Source organism: Butyrivibrio proteoclasticus P6B7 (genome assembly GCF_000622085.1).
Classification (GTDB): Bacteria; Bacillota; Clostridia; order Lachnospirales; family Lachnospiraceae; genus Butyrivibrio; species Butyrivibrio proteoclasticus_A.
This window is the reverse complement of the sequence record NZ_JHWL01000005.1, coordinates 175,794-194,544: the sequence shown is the minus strand read 5'-3', so window position 1 is coordinate 194,544 and position 18,751 is coordinate 175,794. Positions and strand designations below refer to the sequence as shown.

Genomic DNA, 18,751 nt, shown 5'->3' with positions numbered 1-18,751 from the left:
GCTGATATTTGCAGACATGCTCAGATACAAACTTGCTGAATATGGTATAAGGTTTGTCCTTACAGAAGAAAGCTACACATCAAAGGCAGACTACCTTGCAAAGGACTATATCCCTGTATATAAAAAGAATGCGAAGGATAACCCCACTTTTTCAGGAAAGCGGATACAGAGAGGACTTTACAGGCACTACGATGGTACAATAACAAATGCAGACATAAATGGAGCTGCAAATATCTTAAGGAAAGTATTCCCAAAGGTAAGCCAATGGGATAGAGGCATAGTGGACATGCCCTGTTCTGCAGGATGCATAGAGCATCGTGCGGGGTCATGCCGCTCTGCGGCATAACAGAAACCCTTTTCGACGTGGAGTCGGTGAGGGTAGTTCATGGGAATGATGAGCGGAAATACTTTGTCATCGAGGGTGATAATGGTGAAGTTATCGGTGGAATCGGATATGACAAATTTGAACCGATGCAAGATACAGCAGAGCTTCAAAAACTCTATCTTACGGATGCAGCTAAGGGTTCAGGGCTTGGATACAGACTGATAGACTTCATTGAAGACAGGATGCGAGAAGCGGGATACAAGTTTTCGTATCTGGAGACCCATAACAATCTTCAGGCTGCAATTCATATCTATGAAAAGAAGGGATATAAAGAAATAGAGCGACCTAAAGAGGTAGTTCATAGTACCATGAACAGATTCTTTAAGAAAGAATTGCAAGGAGCTTCCTAGCGCTTAAGAAAATAACTTGCAGGATAATCGACCAAGAAGAAAAGGATAAAAAATAATCATATGATAAAAAAAGATTTTTTAGTCAAAGCGGCACAACTTTACGGATTCGATACTGCCTCTGCCAAGGAAGTCCCCGGGCATGAAGGCGGAAGGAATATGGTATTTATGATTGGGACTGATTCGGTACTCAGAGTGTCTTCTCTTTCAGATAGAAGCATTAAAGATTATGAGGCGGAAATCGAGTATGTACATTATCTTTCTGCAGGCGGAGCCAGTGTGGCAGATTCCATTCCCTCAGGGAAAGGTAACCGTATTGAAATTATCGATGAGAAGGCAGTGACCATGTTCGAGACTGCAAAAGGTGATCAGATAGCCGATCATGGTTACCGGTATATTGAAGGAGTTTCGATAGACGAGTACTTCTTTCTTACCGGCAAGGTTTTAGGGAAAATACATGCACTTTCAAAGAACTACAGACCGATTCATAAGCGTTTTGATTTCTTCGAGAAGTACAATGAAGACTATTTCGAGAGCCTTATTCCGGATGATTTCTTTTGTTTACATATGAAGATGGGGCATCGGGTTAAAGACAGACTGCATGAAATTCTGGAGGAACTGCGCAAACTTCCGCAGAACTCCGAAAACTACAGAATGGTTCACTTTGACTATAGCGATGGAAACTATAACATTGAGTATGATACAGGGAAAATCAATGTATTTGATTTTGATAATTGTCGTACTTGCTGGTATTTATATGATATTGCCAATTTATGGTCCCATGGTCTTGGGTGGATTGCCTGGAATGAAGACGCAGATGAAAGACGGGCATATATGGAAAAATATATGCAGATGGTCATTAATGGATACCGGACTGAGTGCACCATAACCGATGAAGAACTTGAGCATCTGGAAATGATGGTCAATGCAGTATTGATGGAAAATATCATTGATGTCTTTGAGGTAAAGAAGGCTTCCGGTGAAGAATTCGTTTTCGATGAGGAAGAAAGCTACAATGTGAAGTGCCTTGTGGAGGGGCTTAGTTGGTTTGGCTTCTACAGTGATATTTTTGACAACGAATCACCTTTTGAGGTAGAGATATAAAATTTCAGTATAGTCTTACAATAGTATCTGAATATAAAGCGATCCCACCGGTGTCAAATACAAAAATATTTGGCACCGATTTTATTGTTCTGTTACTTTAGAAAAGGGGTTTATGTATTCAAAATCTAAATTGTGGTACCCAAATTTTGAACAAGACTATGTAATGAGACATATAAATAAATGGATTCAGAGGCTGATATAAAAAGGCGTGAAACGTCCTTGTTTTTTTGCTATAATTGAATCCTATTTCTGACATTTTAGCCTCTATTTAGTATATTACAGAGGATAAGCATTGTCTGAAAAATGGGGTTTGCTATTATAAGCAAAAAGAACAAATTAGTTGGGAGAGTTATTAAAGTAATGATGAAAAAAGTAGTTTACAGATGCATTGGAGTTTTGCTTTCCATGGCAATGCTTTGTGGATGTGCAGCACAGGGAAATAGTGGGGATATTGGAAGTGACGCTGGTACTTTAGCAAGTAGCACTTTGGCAAGCAGCACAGAGGTGAGCATTTCACTTCTTTCAGAGGATGTGACTGAAGAATCCGTTAATAAAGTTAAGGATGCATGGCAGAGAGTATCAGAAATTGTACCCCTTACAGACATTGAGTTTGCGATTGGTCCTGCTACCAAACATGTAAAAAGAGATGGTCTTGTTAGCTTTACCGAGAGGGAGATTGATAATGACAACTTCTATGAAGTATTCACTGATAAGTGCACAGACCTATCATACTGGAAAACGGTTGGTCTTGCAGAATATGCATTTGACTACACACCTGTTAATACAGAGGATGAAGTAAAAGAATATCTTGGTAATAGAGAAGAGAAAGCACTTCCTCTATTTGCCTTATACTTTTTTGATAAGTTTTCAGAAGAAAGCGATATGCAAATGTCCAGAGACTGCGCATATTACTTGACAAAATACGTTCTGGATAAATACTCATTTAATGACTTTTCTTCAAATGATTACAGAAGCGAATGGCTTGCAGATATTGGATTTACTGCAGATTTTAGATTCGATGAGGTAGATGAAGCTGTAGAAACTGCCACAGCCGTGAAAAACGGAACTACCATCTATGTTATATGCGCTGGAAACACCTGGGAAATTGGTGATGTTGAATGGCTTAAAACTGCCGATGCAGTTTACAGCGTTCTTTACGAAACAGAGGAGGGAATTCGTAATCTGTGCAAAAGGGTTGCCTCAGAGTCAGACATTTATGATGAAGAGAGCTTTAGGAAAAATGTTACAGTCATCCCATCATCCGAGGGAGTAATATCACATATTAATACTAAAGACGGGATAATAACACTAGTTAGTCCATATCAGTTCATTCATGAATATGTTCATTGGACCCTATATTACTCCCATGATGAATCGTGGCTTAACGAAGGCCTGGCAGCGTATTACTGCCTAGAATACCAAGATAACTATACGTACAATCATGACAGTTGGGTTGGCTTCAAACATGACTGGCTTGATGAAGGCATTATGGACGATGAATCCAGGGCAAAATATGAACAGGCCAGAGCCATGGAATATATGGAGAAAGTAAGAGAGTACTATTTGATATTAAGAGAAAAAGATAAGGGAAAGAATAATCAGCTTTCCTGCGCGGAATTTGCGGAGGGTCTTGCTTCCCTGACTCTCTTTGGATCAGAAGATCGAGAGATGCTTGCTCCATTTGCAGGAACTATAAGAGACGTATACAATAACGAACTAGGGATTAATGTAGCAGATAGACTCGGAAATGAGCTTGAAGGCTCTGCAGCCATGATTGTCACAGCTGACCTTATCGCAAAACATGGCGTTGACAGCATTATCTCATCCTCAGGTTCTTTCGAAGAAGATTTTGGAATGACCTCAGACGAATATATCCAGAACTATTTGGATAACAAATTATATATGCACTTTTTAGACGAGTAATAAAAAGAAACATTTGTAAGAAAGATATCGTCGTTTATATCTGAAGTTAATAATACAAAGTTGTCTATTGTATGTTCATAGCCAATACCTAAGAATGTACTGGGGCTATGGGCTTGTAAATGCGAATCATTCGATCGAGCTGATGAGTTCCTTGGTGAAATATAAGAAAAAGGGCGATTTCTCTGAACGACGGTGAAATGAGCCCTTTTTCTTATATGAGCCATAGGAAGTCACAGCGAGGAGACGTGAGCATTTGCAAGCCCATAGCCCCAGCGCATTCTTCCGCATAGCCACTATGATTCAACACCTCAGGTCCTTCCGCATAGCCACTATGATTCAACACCCCAATCCCATCCGCGTAGCCATACAATTCAGCAACTTGCATACAAACTCACCAAAATGACGGGAACGATTTTTGCCGAAAACGTTTACGGAGGTAAAAGTGCACAAAAACCGAGCGCAGGAATTGTGCAAAACCCATAATAGTGTATAAAATTTCAAAGGATTTCTAAGAATAAAAGAAGAATAATCTATGTTTTTGCACAAAAGCCGTTGCTATAATTCCTATTGTAAACAAAAGCTGAGGCAACACTTATGGGGGCCTCAAGCAAAAAACTATCATATTATTTAGGAGGATTTACAAATGAAAAAGAAATTGGTGAGTCTTTTGACAGTATCAGTAATGACACTTTCAATGCTTGCTGGATGTACTTCAGGATCAGCTCCTGCAGAGTCAACTCCAGACAACACAGAGAAGACAGAGCAGACAGATGCTAACGCTGGTGCAGAGCAGACAGCTGAGGCAGTTGTAGAGTCAGTTGGAAATGCTGATCTTGCAGATAAGAAGGTTGGCGTATGTATCTATCAGTTCTCTGATAACTTCATGACATTGTTCCGTAACGAGCTTGAGACATACCTTGTTTCACAGGGATTCTCAAAGGATAACATTAAGATCGTAGATGGTGCTAACGACCAGGCTACACAGACAAACCAGATTTCAAGCTTCATCACAGAGGGTGTTGATGTACTTATCATCAACCCAGTTAACTCTTCATCAGCTGCTACAATCACAGATATGGTTGTAGATGCAAACATTCCACTTGTTTACATCAACCGTGAGCCTGATGCAGATGAGGAAGCTAGATGGGCAGATAACAACTGGAACGTAACATACGTTGGATGTGATGCTCGTCAGTCAGGTACAATGCAGGGCGAAATCATCGTTGATCTTGGTCTTGAGACAGTTGACCTTAACGGCGACGGCAAGGTTCAGTACATCATGATCGAAGGTGACCCAGAGAACGTTGACGCTCAGTACAGAACAGAGTTCTCAGTTAAGGCTCTTACAGACGCTGGTTGGGAAGTTGACTGCCTTGATGATCAGGTAGGTAACTGGGATCAGGCAACAGCTCAGCAGCTTGTAGCTAACGCTCTTTCAGCTCATCCTGAGACAGAAGTTGTATTCTGCAACAACGATGCTATGGCACTTGGTGCTCTTCAGTCAATCGACGCTGCTGGCCGTAAGGTTGGCGAGGATATCTTCCTTGTAGGTGTTGATGCTCTTACAGAGGCACTTGAGGACGTTATCGCTGGAACAATGACAGGTACAGTATTCAACGATCACATTTCACAGTCACACAGCGCAGCTGATGCAGCTATCGCTTACATCACAGGTGCTACAAACGAGCACTACATTGGTTGTGACTATGTAAAGGTTACATCTGACAACGCTCAGTCAACACTTGATAGTCTTAAGTAATCTTTTTTAGAGAAGAGTTTTTTGGTGCGGGTGCTTATCGCATCCGCACCATATATATGTAAAGAAAAGGATAAGAAGGGGACACGATATGGCATCAGAGTATAAATTGGAACTACGGGGCGTATCCAAGTCCTTTCCTGGTGTAAAGGCACTGGATAACGTACAATTGGCAGTAAGGCCCGGTACCGTCCATGCACTTATGGGAGAGAACGGAGCCGGCAAATCAACTCTTATGAAATGCTTATTTGGTATCTACAAAATGGATGCCGGAGAAATCTTTATTGATGGAGAAAAGACAACCATCGAGAATCCTGATGAAGCAATGAAAAAAGGTATCGCAATGGTACATCAGGAATTACAGCCAGTACTTGCTAGAAGCGTTGGCGAGAATATGTTTTTGGGAAGATTCCCAACTAAGAATTTTGGACCTTTAAAAGTAATTGATCATAAAACAATGTACGAAGAAACAGAGAAGTGGCTGAAGGAAGTAAACATGGACTTCGACCCGAAGGCTCAGCTTGGAACATTGTCCATAGGACAGATGCAGTCAGTAGAAATCGCAAAGGCCGTTTCTCATGACGCTAAGGTAATCATCTTCGATGAGCCAACATCTTCTCTTTCAGATAGTGAAGTAGAAGCGCTGTTCAAGATTATGGAAACCCTCAGACAAAGAGGTGTTGCAATGATCTATATCTCACATAAGATGGATGAGATCAAGCGCATAGCAGATGACGTAACAATTATGCGAGATGGTACATATATTGGAACATGGCCAGCTAAGGACCTTACAATAGATGACATCATCGCTAAGATGGTAGGTCGTGAGCTTACCAATATTTATCCACCTAAGGACAGAACTCCTGGTGAGGTGGTAATGGAAGTTAAGGGATTGTCTTCAATCCATGAGAAATCCTTCCAGGATGTATCATTTACCCTTAGAAAGGGTGAGATCCTTGGATTTGGTGGTCTTGTAGGAGCTCAGAGAACAGAGCTTATGGAAGGTATCTTCGGTATAAGAAATCTTTCAGCAGGCGAGATCAAGATCCACGGTAAGACAGTTAAGATCAAGAATCCTAAGGCAGCTATGAATGCCGGAATCGGTATGATCACAGAGGATAGACGTGGAAGAGGTATCTTTGGATGCCTTTCAATCAAGGATAACGTAGGCGTATCAGTTTACAATAAGTACTTAAAGGCAGGCTTTGTTCTTGATCACAAGAATATCAACAAGGTTGTTGATGATAGTATCAAGAAGCTGAGCATTAAGACACCTAGTATGAAAGAGCACATCGCTAATCTTTCAGGTGGTAACCAGCAGAAGGTTATCGTTTCAAGATGGCTTGCTAATGACCCAGACATCCTTATCATGGATGAGCCTACAAGAGGTATCGACGTAGGTGCTAAGCACGAGATCTACGAGATCATGACAGATCTTGCTAAGCAGGGTAAAGCAATCATTATGATTTCATCAGAAATGGCAGAGCTTCTTGGTATGTCAGACAGACTGTATGTAATGTGTAATGGTAAGCTTCGCGGAGAAATCACTGAGGAAGCTGAGATGACTCAGGAAAAAGTAATGAGTTACGCTACTCAATTTTAAAATGGGAGAGAAGAAAAATGGTAAAGACAAAGCAACAGAAAGCAGCAGACTTTCTTATCAATAATGGTGTTATAATCGTTATGTTCATCCTGGTTATCTACACAGGTATCACAAACGACAGATTCTTAACATCCAACAACCTTTTCAATATTCTTATGAATATGAGTTCAAGACTTGTAATTGCCCTTGGTATTGCAGGTTGTGTTATCACAGCTGGTTGTGATCTTTCAGCTGGACGTATGATCGGTTTTGCAGCATGTATCGCAGGAACACTTCTTCAGAAGATGGATTATTCTGGAAAGTTCTTCCCTAACATGAAGCCTATGAACATCTTTGTAGCTCTTTTGATCGTCCTTCTTATTACAGGATTCTTCGGAGCAATCACAGGTTTCTTCATTGCATTCCTTCACGTACCACCATTCATCGCAACACTTGCTATGATGGAAATCGTTTATGGACTTGCTCTTATCTACACAAAGGCAACTCCTCTTGGTGGATATACAACACAGTACACAGCTATCGCTACAGGTAAGTTCCTCGGCGTAAGCTACCTTATCTGGATCGCAATCCTTGTTGCAGCTATTACATGGTTCATTTTCAACATGACTCGTCATGGTAAGTACATGTATGCTATCGGTGGAAACCCACAGGCTGCTGAGGTTGCCGGTGTTCCAGTAAGAACAACAATGGTTCTTATCTACATGAAGGCAGCTATGATGTATGGTCTTGCAGGATTCATGCTTGGTGCTAAGGCTGGTGGTGCATCAGTTAACCTTGGTCTTGGTTACGAGATGGAAGCTATCGCAGCTTGTACAATCGGTGGTGTATCAGTTACTGGTGGTCGTGGTAAGGTTTCAAGTGCTATCATCGGTGTAGCCGTATTCGAACTCCTTAAGGCAGCTCTTCAGTATCTTGGTGTTGATGCTAACGCACAGTACATCTCAATCGGAGTAGTTATCTTCATCGCTATCTCTCTTGATATTCGTAAGTACGTTGCTAAGAAGTAATCAAATCGTGTATTATAAGGGGTGTGGCAAACGCTACACCCCATTTTTTATGATATAGGATATTTCTCCGAAATTCCTATATCATAAAAAACGCTCCGCTATGGATGCGCACTCGCGCGATAGGTAAATGTTGCATAAATGCAACCGCGCTCGGCGCGAGCATGTTGCAAGCAACATACTTTCTTATAAGAGGTTTTTGTTATGACATTTTCAGCTGTTATGGAGCAGATTGGAATCGAACTTTTAGTATTCGCAGTCTGCCTGTTTTTTGGACTTAGACTTATTATCACTAAGGACATTAAGATTATCAAAAAGGATGATCCTGATTCAATAAAGCATCCTGAGGAATATGCCAAGTATGCGGGCTTTATCATTCTGTTTCTCGGGGTTGCAACCCTTATTATGGCAGCTCTTTCTTTTATCAGTCCTCTTGCGGCCATGATAGAGATCATCGCAGCGGTGATAGCCATGGGGATTATGTGGAAATTCATGCATGAGAGGTTTTCATGAATAAATACAGAGTGATGCTGGTGGACGACGAGGAAGACGTTGCCCAGGCTATTATGAAAAAAATGGATTGGGAGAGCATGGGCTATGAAGTGCCCAAATACGCTCATAATGGAATTGAGGCCTTGGAACTTGCAGAAAGTACAAGGCCTGAAGTTGTAATGTCAGATATCAAGATGCCTTATATGGACGGAATGGAACTGGCAAGGAATCTTAAGAAGCTCTACCCAAATATAAGGATCATTTTCTTTTCCGGATTCGATGAATTTGAATATGCCAAGGAGGCCATCAGGCTTGAGGCTGAGGAGTATATCCTTAAGCCCATTGACGCAGGGGAGCTCCAGAGCGTGTTTAAAAGAGTTCACGAGTCCATCGACAAAGAGATTGATGAAAAGCTTAACGTGGCTAAACTTGAGAACTATTATATGGATTCACTTCCTCTTTTACAGGAGGATTTCTTTTCGAGTCTCATAGAGGGTAGAGTGGAGAAGGACAGGATTGAAGGCCTTTTGGACAACTACAGGATTTCTCTTTCAGGCCCTTGCTATCTTATAGCGCTGGTTCATATTAGTAGCTCCAGTATTCCTGAGGGTATGAATAGGGTGCTTCTTTCAATGGCAGTAAGGAAGCTTATTGAGGAGAGAATCGACCCTCAGTGGAAAATTAAGTTCTTTTCCTACCTTGGTAGTACAGTTATGCTCTGCGAGCTGACTTCGGAAAAAGAGGTAGCTCTTTTCACCGATGAATGTGATAAGCTGTGCAGACTCTCAGAGAGTATCTGCAAGGCGGTAGTTACCATCGGCGTTGGCAATGTCTGCAGCGATCTTGGCGACATCAGCACTTCCTATCAGGGAGCCAGAGAGGCTGTGTCTTACAGGGTTCTCTATGGAAGCAACAAGGCTATCAACATTTCTGAGGTTTCTCCAAGGGATACAGATTCTGACGAGACTTCAGAAGAGGATGCACTCAGAGACGTGTTCAAGAAGATCAAGATGGCGGACGAATCTGAGGTTTACGAGGCGGCCTGCAAGTATATTGATGATAGTCTTGCCAAGCAGTCATCCATTCAGAATTATCGCTTCTTTGTAATGGATATTGTCAGCGAGCTTTACAGGTTTGCCAAGAACAATCAGCTTGATATTAACGAAATAATCGATAAAAATATAGATATATACAATAGAGTTCAGCAGATGGAGAAGTCTGAGCTGTCCAGGTATTTTGGCCAGATTTGTGTTAAGATGCATGAGCTTATCGGTCACAAGAGACAGGACACCACCAAGGGCTTTGTGTCCAAGGCTGTGGATTATGTCCATGATCACTACGACAATCAGGATCTTTCCATTGATTTCATTTGCAATTATCTGGGGGTAAGTTCAGCTTATTTTTCCACGGTTTTCAAGAAGGAGACAGGGAAGACCTTTGTTGGATATCTTACTGACTACAGAATGGACAAGGCAGTCAAGATGCTGATCGAGACTGATGAAAAGACCTATGTGATTGCGCAGCAGGTTGGATATTCAGATCCTAATTACTTTAGTTATGTCTTTAAGAAGCAGTTTGGTATGTCACCATCTAAGTATAAGTCTGGCAAAAGCTGACGAAATGGGCGTTTGAATTGAGTATCAAAGATAGTGTCAAAGCAAAAGTTAATGATCTGAGAATGAAGTGGGTTATAAGCAGATACATGAGGGAAGTGGTGCCACGCAGTATTCAGGTGGCAATTTCAATCTCTTTTACCGTTGTATCTTTAATTTGTATGCTTGTAATGGGCGTGGTTCTTTATCAGCGCTTTGCTATCCGCTCAGAGCAGATGATGACTGAGAATGCGGAGCAGGTCCTTGGTCAGACGGTGGTTAACCTTGAGGACTACCTTCGCAGCATGAGACGAATGTCTGATGCCATGTACTACGATGCCATTAAAGAGGCAGATATTAAGGAAGAGTCCATCGATTCCCAGATGAACCTTCTATACGAGGCTAACAAGGATAATCTTATAAGCTTGGCCCTTTATGATGATGAGGGGAACTTGTTTTTCGCTTCTCCTGTAGGCGTTGAGAAGGACCAGGTGGATGTTCTTTCCCAGAACTGGTTTAAGAAGGCCCTTGCTAAGCCTGAGAATCTACATTTTTCTTTACCACATGTTCAGAATATTTTCGTGGACGATCCCAATTTCAGATATTACTGGGTTATCTCTTTGAGCAGAGCTGTAGAGCTTAACTACGGCGGCGTGCCCAAAAGAGGTGTGCTTTTGGTAGATATGAACTACGCTGTCATCGAGCAGATGCTTGATAGCGTTAATGAGAGCAATTCTCAGCAGTATATCTATCTTTGCGACTCAACGGGGAATATTATCTATCACCCAAGGCTTATGCAGATCACTACTGGCCTTTATCAGGAGAATAACTCTGCAGTCCCGCAGTATGGGGACGGCAGCCTGATCGAAGAGTTTGACGGTGAAAAGAGAATTGTTACTGTAGATACAGTCAGCTATACCGGTTGGAAGCTGGTCAGCGTCATTCCTATGAGGAATTATCACCTGGGCATGAGCGATACCAGATTCTACGTAATCATGGTTGTCTGCATAACTCTTTTAGCTATGCTGTTCCTTAACAGAATCGTGGCCAATAGAGTTACTATGCCTATCAGAAAGCTTAACGACTCCATCAGAGATATTGAGATGGGTAAAAAGAATCCTGATATCTATATTGGGGGACCGGCTGAGGTAGAGCACCTTGGTAGGACTCTCAGGGATAGCATGAATCAGATCAATCAGCTTATGAAGGATATGGTGGCTTCTCAGGAGGAAAAGAGAAAGTCTGAGCTTGATGCTCTTCAGTCCCAGATCAATCCTCATTTCCTTTATAATACGCTGGATTCCATTGTGTGGATGATCGAGGGCGAGAAGTACCAGGATGCGGTATTTATGATCACTCAGCTGGCCAGCCTATTTAGAGTAAGTCTTTCAAGTGGCAAGACCATCATTCCTATTGAGGATGAGATGCGCCATGCTGAGAACTACATGAATATTCAGAAGGTAAGGTTTAAGGATGCCTTTACAGTTAGCTTTGATATAGATGAGGCTATTAAGCGCCTTTGCACAGTTAAGCTTATTGTGCAGCCTATCCTTGAGAACGCCATCTACTACGGCGTTAAGGATATGGAGGATGGCGAGATCGAAGTAAAGGGCTTTATTGGAGACGATGGTGATGTTTATATCACTGTGTCTGACAACGGCTTTGGTATGAATGAGGAGCAGGTGGAAGCTCTTTTAACAGATGATAATAGTAAGGTGCGCAAGAAGGGCTCTGGTGTGGGACTTATCAATGTGCACAGGCGTATTGTACTTAGATTTGGGGACAAATACGGGCTTAAGATCGAGAGTGAACCGGATGAGGGAACCACTGTTACTATCCATATTCCGGCCATTGATTATACAGAGGAAAACAGGCTGATGCTGGAGTCTGGAAAGGAGCATCAGGATGAGGAATAGAAACCTTTTTACTTATTTTATAGCGACGATTCTTGTGATAGTGCTGGCGGGCAGTATTTCCGGCATGATCATGAGCGGAATGAAGGATAATCCTTACAAGGTGTCTGTGGTGGTTGTGGACAGCTCCAGTGTAAGGTGGAATTCTTTTTACAATGGTCTGCAGCAGGCGGCCAAGGATTACAATATCAAGCTTAACATTGTATCTACCTCCAACGGAGTTAACATGGATCAGGAGTATAAGCTTATCAATGAGGAGATCGCTGATGGGGCCCAGGGACTCATCCTGCAGGTGGACAACAGTCGTGGAACTGAGAACATGATCAGTGAGATAAGCGGTAAGGTGGCTCTTGAGCTGGTGGATACCTCTGCAGATGCGGACGTGGACGTAGAGGGCAAATATGCCTGCATAGAGGCTGATAATGAAGCTTTAGGGAGGGCAATAGCCAGTGAGCTCAGGATTGCTCTTGGTAATGACTTATCCAACTATAAGATTGGCCTTGTAATGGGCAATCAGAAGCAGTATTCCATGCAGAAAAGGCGCGAAGGCTTCCTTAATGGAATAGAGTCAACCGGGGCAACAATAGCATGGGAAATTGGAAATATCAATAACATAACTAATGCTATTCGGTATAGACAGACCGAGGATGAAAGGGTTGATATCCTGGTGGCTCTGTGTGATGACGGGCTTGAAGCAATCTGTGAGTATGCCCTTTGGACTGGGGATGACGTGTACATCTATGGAGAGGGCAATTCCATTAGAAATGTGGCCTATATTGACCACGGTCTTATTGACAGCATGATTGTTCCAAATGAGTATTACATGGGCTATCAGAGCCTTGTGGCGGTATATTCAAGGCTTGAGAATAAATTGACACCTATGATGGATGAAGAGGTGCCCTACAAGGTTATTAACAAGGAGAACCTGTTTAGTGAGGAAAACCAGAGACTTATGTTCCCTATTGGATAATGGGACAAAGGGGGATTATGAAGAGAATTAGTTCATTATTTCTTTTGACTGTTTTAGCGATGGCCCTTGTTTTGTCAGGGTGCGACGTTGGTAAAAAAGATAGCGGAAATGGAAAAGTTAAGATAGGCGTTACGGTCTATGACCAGTACGATACCTTTGTGTCTCAGCTTATGGAGTGCTTCCAGGAGTTTAAAGAGGACAACGTGGAGATTGTGGTATACAACGCATCCCAGAGCCAACAGACCCAGAATACGCAGGTTCAGAAGATGATTGATGATGGCTGCGATGTTATCTGCGTTAATCTTGTGGATAGAACGGATCCTACAGCTGTTATTGATGCGGCTAAAAAGGGTGATGTTCCCATTGTGTTCTTTAATAGAGAGCTGGTTGAAGGAGACATCAATCAGTGGAATAAGCTCTTTTACGTTGGAGCAAATGCGGTGGAATCCGGTATCATGGAGGGTCAGCTGGCAGCTACAGCCTGTCTTGCGGACAAGTCCATTGATAAGAACGGTGATGGCCTTATTCAGTACGTGGTGCTTGAGGGCGAGGCTGGACATCAGGATTCTATCGTAAGGACGGAGTATTCAGTTAATACGCTGATTTCCTCCGGCGTAGAGGTTGAGAAGGTGGGCTATGCTATTGCCAACTGGAACAGAGCCCAGGCCCAGACCAAGATGAGTCAGTTTATTGATCAGTATCCTGATGGGATTGAGCTGGTGCTGGCTAATAACGATGATATGGCCCTTGGAGCAATTGATGCTTATGAAAGTGCTGGAATTATAAGGAGTAAGTGGCCTGCTATTTTTGGAATAGATGGAACTGACGTGGGACTTGAGGCGGTAAGGGATGACCGAATGGTTGGAACTGTCTATAACGACAAGGAGGGTCAGGCTAAGGCTATGTACAGACTCTGCATTATACTGGCCAGAGGCGGCGATATCACGGAACTTTCAGATGAGTTCACTATAGATGATGGGAAATACATCAGATTACCTTATGATAAGGTGACTGCTACAAATATTAATTTATATATAAAGAGATAAGCTCTTTTTAAGGCGGCGTGAAATCTGGATTTTGCGCCGTTTTTTCTTTTTAATGTCAAAAATTTACAAATTTAAGTAAGAATTTTAGTAAAACATTTTTGCGATATACTGTTATAATGTTATGAATGAAAAGTAAGTTATTGGGAGAATGTATGAAAAAAAGAATAGTAAGTGGCTTTTTGGCATTTGCTTTGATGCTTGGTCTGCTTACAGGATGTACCAAGGGGACAGGTACTTCTAATCCTGAAAGTGGTAGCAGCGCTGTGGGAGAAGCGTCTGTTTCTACAGATTCAAGTGATATGAGCACCAAGAAGGTTGGGATCTGTCTTTATGAAGATAATGATATTTTTATGTCTAAGTACTGTGAAGAGCTTGTGGAATATCTTTTGGCAAATGGCTTTACCAGTGACAATATCAAGATAAGTGACAGCTATAATAACAGATATGTGCAGATCAATCAGGTTAAGGATTATCTGACACAGGGCGTGGATGTTCTTATTATCAATCCTGTAGATGCTGATGCAGCAAGGACTATCACGGATCTTGCCTCTGAGGCCCAGGTTCCGCTTGTTTATGTTAATAGAGAGCCTGATGCGGTGGAGGAGATCAGATGGGAAGATTATGATCTTGACGTTACCTATGTGGGCTGCGATGCAAGACAGTCTGGAATCTATCAGGGCGAACTGCTCTTGGATGCTGGTCTTGAGACTCTGGATCTTAACGGTAATGGTTCCCTTGAGTATTACATGATAGAAGGAGATCAGGGCAATATCGATGCCAGATACAGGACACAGTATTCTGTCAGTGTTCTTGAGAATGCCGGTTGGTCCCTTAATTGCCTCTTCGATGCTGTAGGCAATTGGAATACAGATAATGCCAAGCAGCTTGTGGCAAGGGCTTTGGACGAGCAGCCTGGAGTTGAAGTGGTGATCTGCAATAACGATGCAATGGCCCTTGGCGCAATAGATGCCATCACAGAGCATGGCCTTACTCCTGGTAAGGATGTATTTGTAATTGGCGTTGATGCCCTTGAGGAAGCACTTTCCAAGATAGAGGATGGCTCAATGTTGGGAACGGTGTTTAATGATTTTATTGCCCAGTCCCATGCGGCTGCTGATGCCACCATGAATTTCATTAAGGGCGTTGCTAATGAGCATTATATTAGCTGTGAGTATGTAAAGACTACTAAGGAGAATGCTCAGGAGATATTGGAGATTATTAAGTGATACTGAGATTCGGTATTTGTGATGGTTTGTGATTGAATGTTCTGAGAGTCCGCATGGTTGCGGGCTCTTTTTTTATTGAATAGGAAATTGCTTTCCTATTCAATAAAAAACGCTCCGCTATGGATGCGCACTACTGTGTATGACATTTCACTAGGCTCGAAAAAACCTCGCCAAGTGATCTGCACATCGCGCGATAGGTAAATGATGCATAAATGCAACCGCGCTCGGCGCGAGCATGTTGCAAGCAACATGCTATCTTGTTTGCGTTAGAATGCGCTCTATTACTGATGGTTTCTGAGTTTATGATTTTTTTGCGAATTCTTAAGATGGAGTTTGTCGTTATTTGGGTAATTAAATGTTATGCTCTTAGCACAGGGATGTGTTTTTATTATGTCTTTTATGGAGAGAGTATGAACGAGGTTACGCAAATCGCTTATGGAGAAGGAACCGTAACTATCTCACTTCAAACCGAAAGCTTGTCAGAGGTATCTGCCCCAAATATCAGGTTTGGAGACTACACGGAAGTTATTGAGTCCTGTTTTACCCAAAAGGAACTGAATGTAATTCAAAACGGCGAAGTCGCAGAGCTGGACTTCGTATTTGTCATGTCCGATACCCTTGATAACAAGGCAAAAGAGAAGGAGATGAACTCCACCATGGAGTCCCTGGAATCATCCTACGGAACCTTGCATGAGGGTGTATTCATTGACATGACAGCCTCTAAATCCCTTGCGGATAGTGAGCTTAGCGACATTTCTTATATTTCCTCTGCGTCGGAGCTTTTGATCGATATTCCTTTGTATCTTGTTAAGGAAGACAGATCCTACTACCTGGTTAGCAGAAACATGGGCGATGACGCACTTCTTGAAAATGTAAGTACTGAGGCCAACACCCTCGCAGTTGAAATAAATACTTTCAGCACCAGCATGATGGTGTTCCAGGATAATTCAGATCGCGCAGCTGAGAGCCTTGGCTCCCACTTCTACATTCCATCTAAGGTGCTCCTGATAGGCGGAATGGTGATCCTTGCGGGCCTGTGGCTTGGGCTTGATAAGCTTCATCGTGTTCCTCAGGAACAATCATAATTTAAAATAAGAGAAGAGATGTTTTTGTGTGTGATTGCGGCTCATGCAGGGACAACAGTAGCAATGAGAAAAAACAATTGATTTTGTGACCCACGCGTTATATAATGGAAAACGTCGTCGGGGTGTGGCTCAGTTGGTAGAGCACTATCTTAGGGAGGTAGGGGCCGCGTGTTCGAATCACGTCACTCCGACTAGGCGGAAGGTTAGATGGTATCTGGCTTTCCGCTTTTTATATGAGACCTGGTGGTCATTCAAAATTGATAGAGGATTTACGTCTTAATTTCAATTTTATTCAAAAAAGATGTCGACAAATTCTATGCCGACGTCCTAAATCCACTTTTTGATTAAAAAGCAGTAAGAATAAGCTCTTACACAAGGATTTATTGGATTTTCATAGCTCTTTTTACTGCTCGAATGCTGTAATTGGAGAAAAAGCAGTAAGCTGACAAGCATTCATTGCCTATTGATAGCTAATCTTTACTGCTTAAAATTGGAAAATCAAAATCGGGCCGTAGGGAGATTTCCATCCATACTTCTTTAATTACAAAAGCTGAGAAAAAGCCGTAAATGGGAGGAATATAGTGATTTTGGGAAGGCGGGCGCTAGATGAAAAGGGAATTGAATCCCCGAAGGCAGACACTAGATTGCATAAGGAAAATCCCCGAAGGCAGATGCTAGATATGGAAGAAAAGAAAGACAAGAAAGAAAAGTAAGGCAAGAAAGGAAAATATGATCAATTACAAAGAAGAATTAAACAAACAATTGTATGAGCTTAGGCAGCTCGAGAAAGATGCTGCGCAAAAGGTAAAGAGCTACAAAGGCCTTGAACGAGGAAATATCCGTGTGAGCAGTAGCAATGGCAACTATCAGTATCATTTCAAAAAAGAAGGAGAGGCTAAAGAACACTATATTTCCAAAATCGACATAAGCAGGATAAAGCTTTTGCTTCAGAGAGATTATGACGAGAAGATGCTTAAGCACTTAAAGGATATGATCAATAGGCTTGATAAGTTTAATAATAGGTATGACATAGATAGTATTGATGAGCTCTATGAAAAGCTTAGTGAAGGCCGAAGGGAACTTGTGACTCCAATACGCGCAACGAAGGATATGCTTATTAAGGATTGGTATGATAGGCATCCTGGGAGCCAGAATTCCTATGAAAAGAAATATGAGTTTCAAACTATAAGAGGAGAACTGCTGAGATCAAAGTCAGAAAAAATACTAGCGGACAATTTTTACAGCAATGATATTCCTTATGTCTGTGAACCTGAAATCAGGCTTAGAGATGGTAGATTCAAGTATCCCGACTTTGCTCTTTTAAATGTGAAGCGTAACAAGACGTGGTACTGGGAGCATCTTGGATTAGTTGATAAAGATGACTATGCAACAAATAATTTCGCAAAGCTCATGGACTATGAAGAGTGTGGGCTTATTGTTGGTAAGAATCTGATCATCAGTATGGAAACCAAGGAACGCCCACTGGAAATAGGGATGGTTGCTGAGAAAGTGAAGGAGTTCTTACTACTTTAAATGATATCTTTTGCAAAAAATATAAAAAAATAATAACAGCTATTAATTATTAACAGATGTTATCCGATAAACAAAATGAAAGGATAACTATACATATTTTTAGGAACTCTAACGATAGAAGCATAATACACGGAGGTAGACAAATGGCTTTATCAAAAGTAATGACAAGATCACTTATATCTGCCAGCAGTTCCATGAAACAGGTTAAGGCGCAGCATGCAATAAAGTCACAGATGGATGGAAAAGCCGGAGTGCTGGAGGCGGAGATCAAGCTGGATTCTGGAAGGGGCGGCGACGTTGCCAAAAAGAAAGAAGAACTTGAGCATATAAATAAAAAAGCTACTGAAATAGGACAGCAGGAAATGTCACAGTTATCAGAGCTTAATAGCAACATGAACGAAGCAGCCAAAGCAGATGCTGAGGAACAGAAGCAGAATGAACGTCTTGAAAAGCAGCGCGAAAAGAGACGTGCTGAGATAAGAGAGCATACTGAACAACTTCAGGAGCGGATTGCTGAAAAGAATTCCGGAAATGTTCGCATTCCTGGAGAAGGCGAAGAAAAGCAGATTACAGTTGCTGGAGCCACTGTTAAAACAAAGTCGGCATCAACTTATAACACAAGCGTTCCGCATATTGATGAAAGAGTTGCTCCAACGACTCCATCTGAAGTGTCTGCCAGCGTTTCCGTAAATCATAGCTTAGATATAAAGACATGAATCTTAATGGTTTATTAATTTGTGTTTATAATTAATGCTTGTTATTTGTGATATTA

General features: G+C 41.9%; 17 protein-coding genes and 1 tRNA gene. All 18 read left to right on the top strand.

Translation table 11 applies throughout. The features are described 5' to 3' along the window. Positions 1–346, top strand: a 346-nt coding sequence (locus T541_RS21625) for a transposase (RefSeq protein ID WP_242840759.1), incomplete at its 5' end; no start/stop codon positions are given. Positions 347–372: 26 nt separating this feature from the next. After that, positions 373–735 (top strand): GNAT family N-acetyltransferase, encoded by a 363-nt coding sequence (locus tag T541_RS19045; RefSeq protein ID WP_242840758.1) that lies wholly within the window; start codon positions 373–375, stop codon positions 733–735. Positions 736–795: 60 nt separating this feature from the next. After that, positions 796–1,836 carry a phosphotransferase enzyme family protein gene (locus T541_RS0106765; protein WP_026651977.1) on the top strand — a complete coding sequence of 347 codons (1,041 nt, stop codon included), beginning with the start codon at positions 796–798 and terminating at the stop codon, positions 1,834–1,836. Between the two features lie 360 nt (positions 1,837–2,196). Next, positions 2,197–3,759, top strand: coding sequence for a hypothetical protein (locus tag T541_RS0106760; RefSeq protein WP_026651976.1), 1,563 nt, complete (start codon positions 2,197–2,199; stop codon positions 3,757–3,759). 643 nt (positions 3,760–4,402) lie between these two features. Beyond that, positions 4,403–5,518 (top strand): galactose ABC transporter substrate-binding protein, encoded by a 1,116-nt coding sequence (locus tag T541_RS0106750; protein ID WP_026651975.1) that lies wholly within the window; start codon positions 4,403–4,405, stop codon positions 5,516–5,518. An 88-nt stretch (positions 5,519–5,606) separates the two neighbouring features. After that, positions 5,607–7,118 carry a sugar ABC transporter ATP-binding protein gene (locus tag T541_RS0106745; RefSeq protein ID WP_026651973.1) on the top strand — a complete coding sequence of 504 codons (1,512 nt, stop codon included), beginning with the start codon at positions 5,607–5,609 and terminating at the stop codon, positions 7,116–7,118. 17 nt (positions 7,119–7,135) lie between these two features. Beyond that, positions 7,136–8,125, top strand: coding sequence for a galactose/methyl galactoside ABC transporter permease MglC (locus T541_RS0106740; RefSeq protein ID WP_026651972.1), 990 nt, complete (start codon positions 7,136–7,138; stop codon positions 8,123–8,125). A gap of 201 nt (positions 8,126–8,326) precedes the next feature. Beyond that, positions 8,327–8,635 (top strand): hypothetical protein, encoded by a 309-nt coding sequence (locus T541_RS0106735; RefSeq protein ID WP_026651971.1) that lies wholly within the window; start codon positions 8,327–8,329, stop codon positions 8,633–8,635. Next, a complete protein-coding gene (locus T541_RS0106730) occupies positions 8,632–10,230 on the top strand; it encodes a response regulator (RefSeq protein ID WP_026651970.1) in 1,599 nt (532 codons plus the stop codon). The genes T541_RS0106735 and T541_RS0106730 overlap by 4 nt, the downstream gene beginning before the upstream one ends. A gap of 62 nt (positions 10,231–10,292) precedes the next feature. Beyond that, on the top strand, positions 10,293–12,122 hold the full coding sequence (locus tag T541_RS0106725) for a histidine kinase (protein ID WP_026651969.1): 1,830 nt from the start codon (positions 10,293–10,295) through the stop codon (positions 12,120–12,122). Then, the gene (locus tag T541_RS0106720; RefSeq protein ID WP_026651968.1) at positions 12,112–13,089 is read left to right on the top strand and encodes a substrate-binding domain-containing protein; all 978 of its coding nucleotides are present in this window, start codon (positions 12,112–12,114) and stop codon (positions 13,087–13,089) included. Before T541_RS0106725 ends, T541_RS0106720 begins: the two co-directional genes overlap by 11 nt. A gap of 17 nt (positions 13,090–13,106) precedes the next feature. Beyond that, a complete protein-coding gene (locus tag T541_RS0106715) occupies positions 13,107–14,135 on the top strand; it encodes a galactose ABC transporter substrate-binding protein (RefSeq protein WP_026651967.1) in 1,029 nt (342 codons plus the stop codon). 152 nt (positions 14,136–14,287) lie between these two features. Continuing rightward, complete coding sequence (locus tag T541_RS0106710) at positions 14,288–15,361, top strand: substrate-binding domain-containing protein (protein WP_026651966.1); 1,074 nt, start codon at positions 14,288–14,290, stop codon at positions 15,359–15,361. 410 nt (positions 15,362–15,771) lie between these two features. Then, the gene (locus T541_RS0106705) at positions 15,772–16,446 is read left to right on the top strand and encodes a hypothetical protein (protein ID WP_026651965.1); all 675 of its coding nucleotides are present in this window, start codon (positions 15,772–15,774) and stop codon (positions 16,444–16,446) included. A 118-nt stretch (positions 16,447–16,564) separates the two neighbouring features. Then, a tRNA-Pro gene (locus T541_RS0106700) sits at positions 16,565–16,637 on the top strand. Between the two features lie 390 nt (positions 16,638–17,027). Next, entirely contained in the window at positions 17,028–17,159 is a 132-nt protein-coding gene (locus T541_RS21980) for a hypothetical protein (RefSeq protein ID WP_278247047.1), read from the top strand. 16 nt (positions 17,160–17,175) lie between these two features. Then, positions 17,176–17,979, top strand: coding sequence for a hypothetical protein (locus tag T541_RS20625; RefSeq protein WP_051538128.1), 804 nt, complete (start codon positions 17,176–17,178; stop codon positions 17,977–17,979). Between the two features lie 143 nt (positions 17,980–18,122). Then, positions 18,123–18,695, top strand: a complete 573-nt coding sequence (locus T541_RS20620; RefSeq protein ID WP_051538127.1) for a hypothetical protein — start codon at positions 18,123–18,125, stop codon at positions 18,693–18,695. The last annotated feature ends 56 nt before the right edge of the window (positions 18,696–18,751 follow it).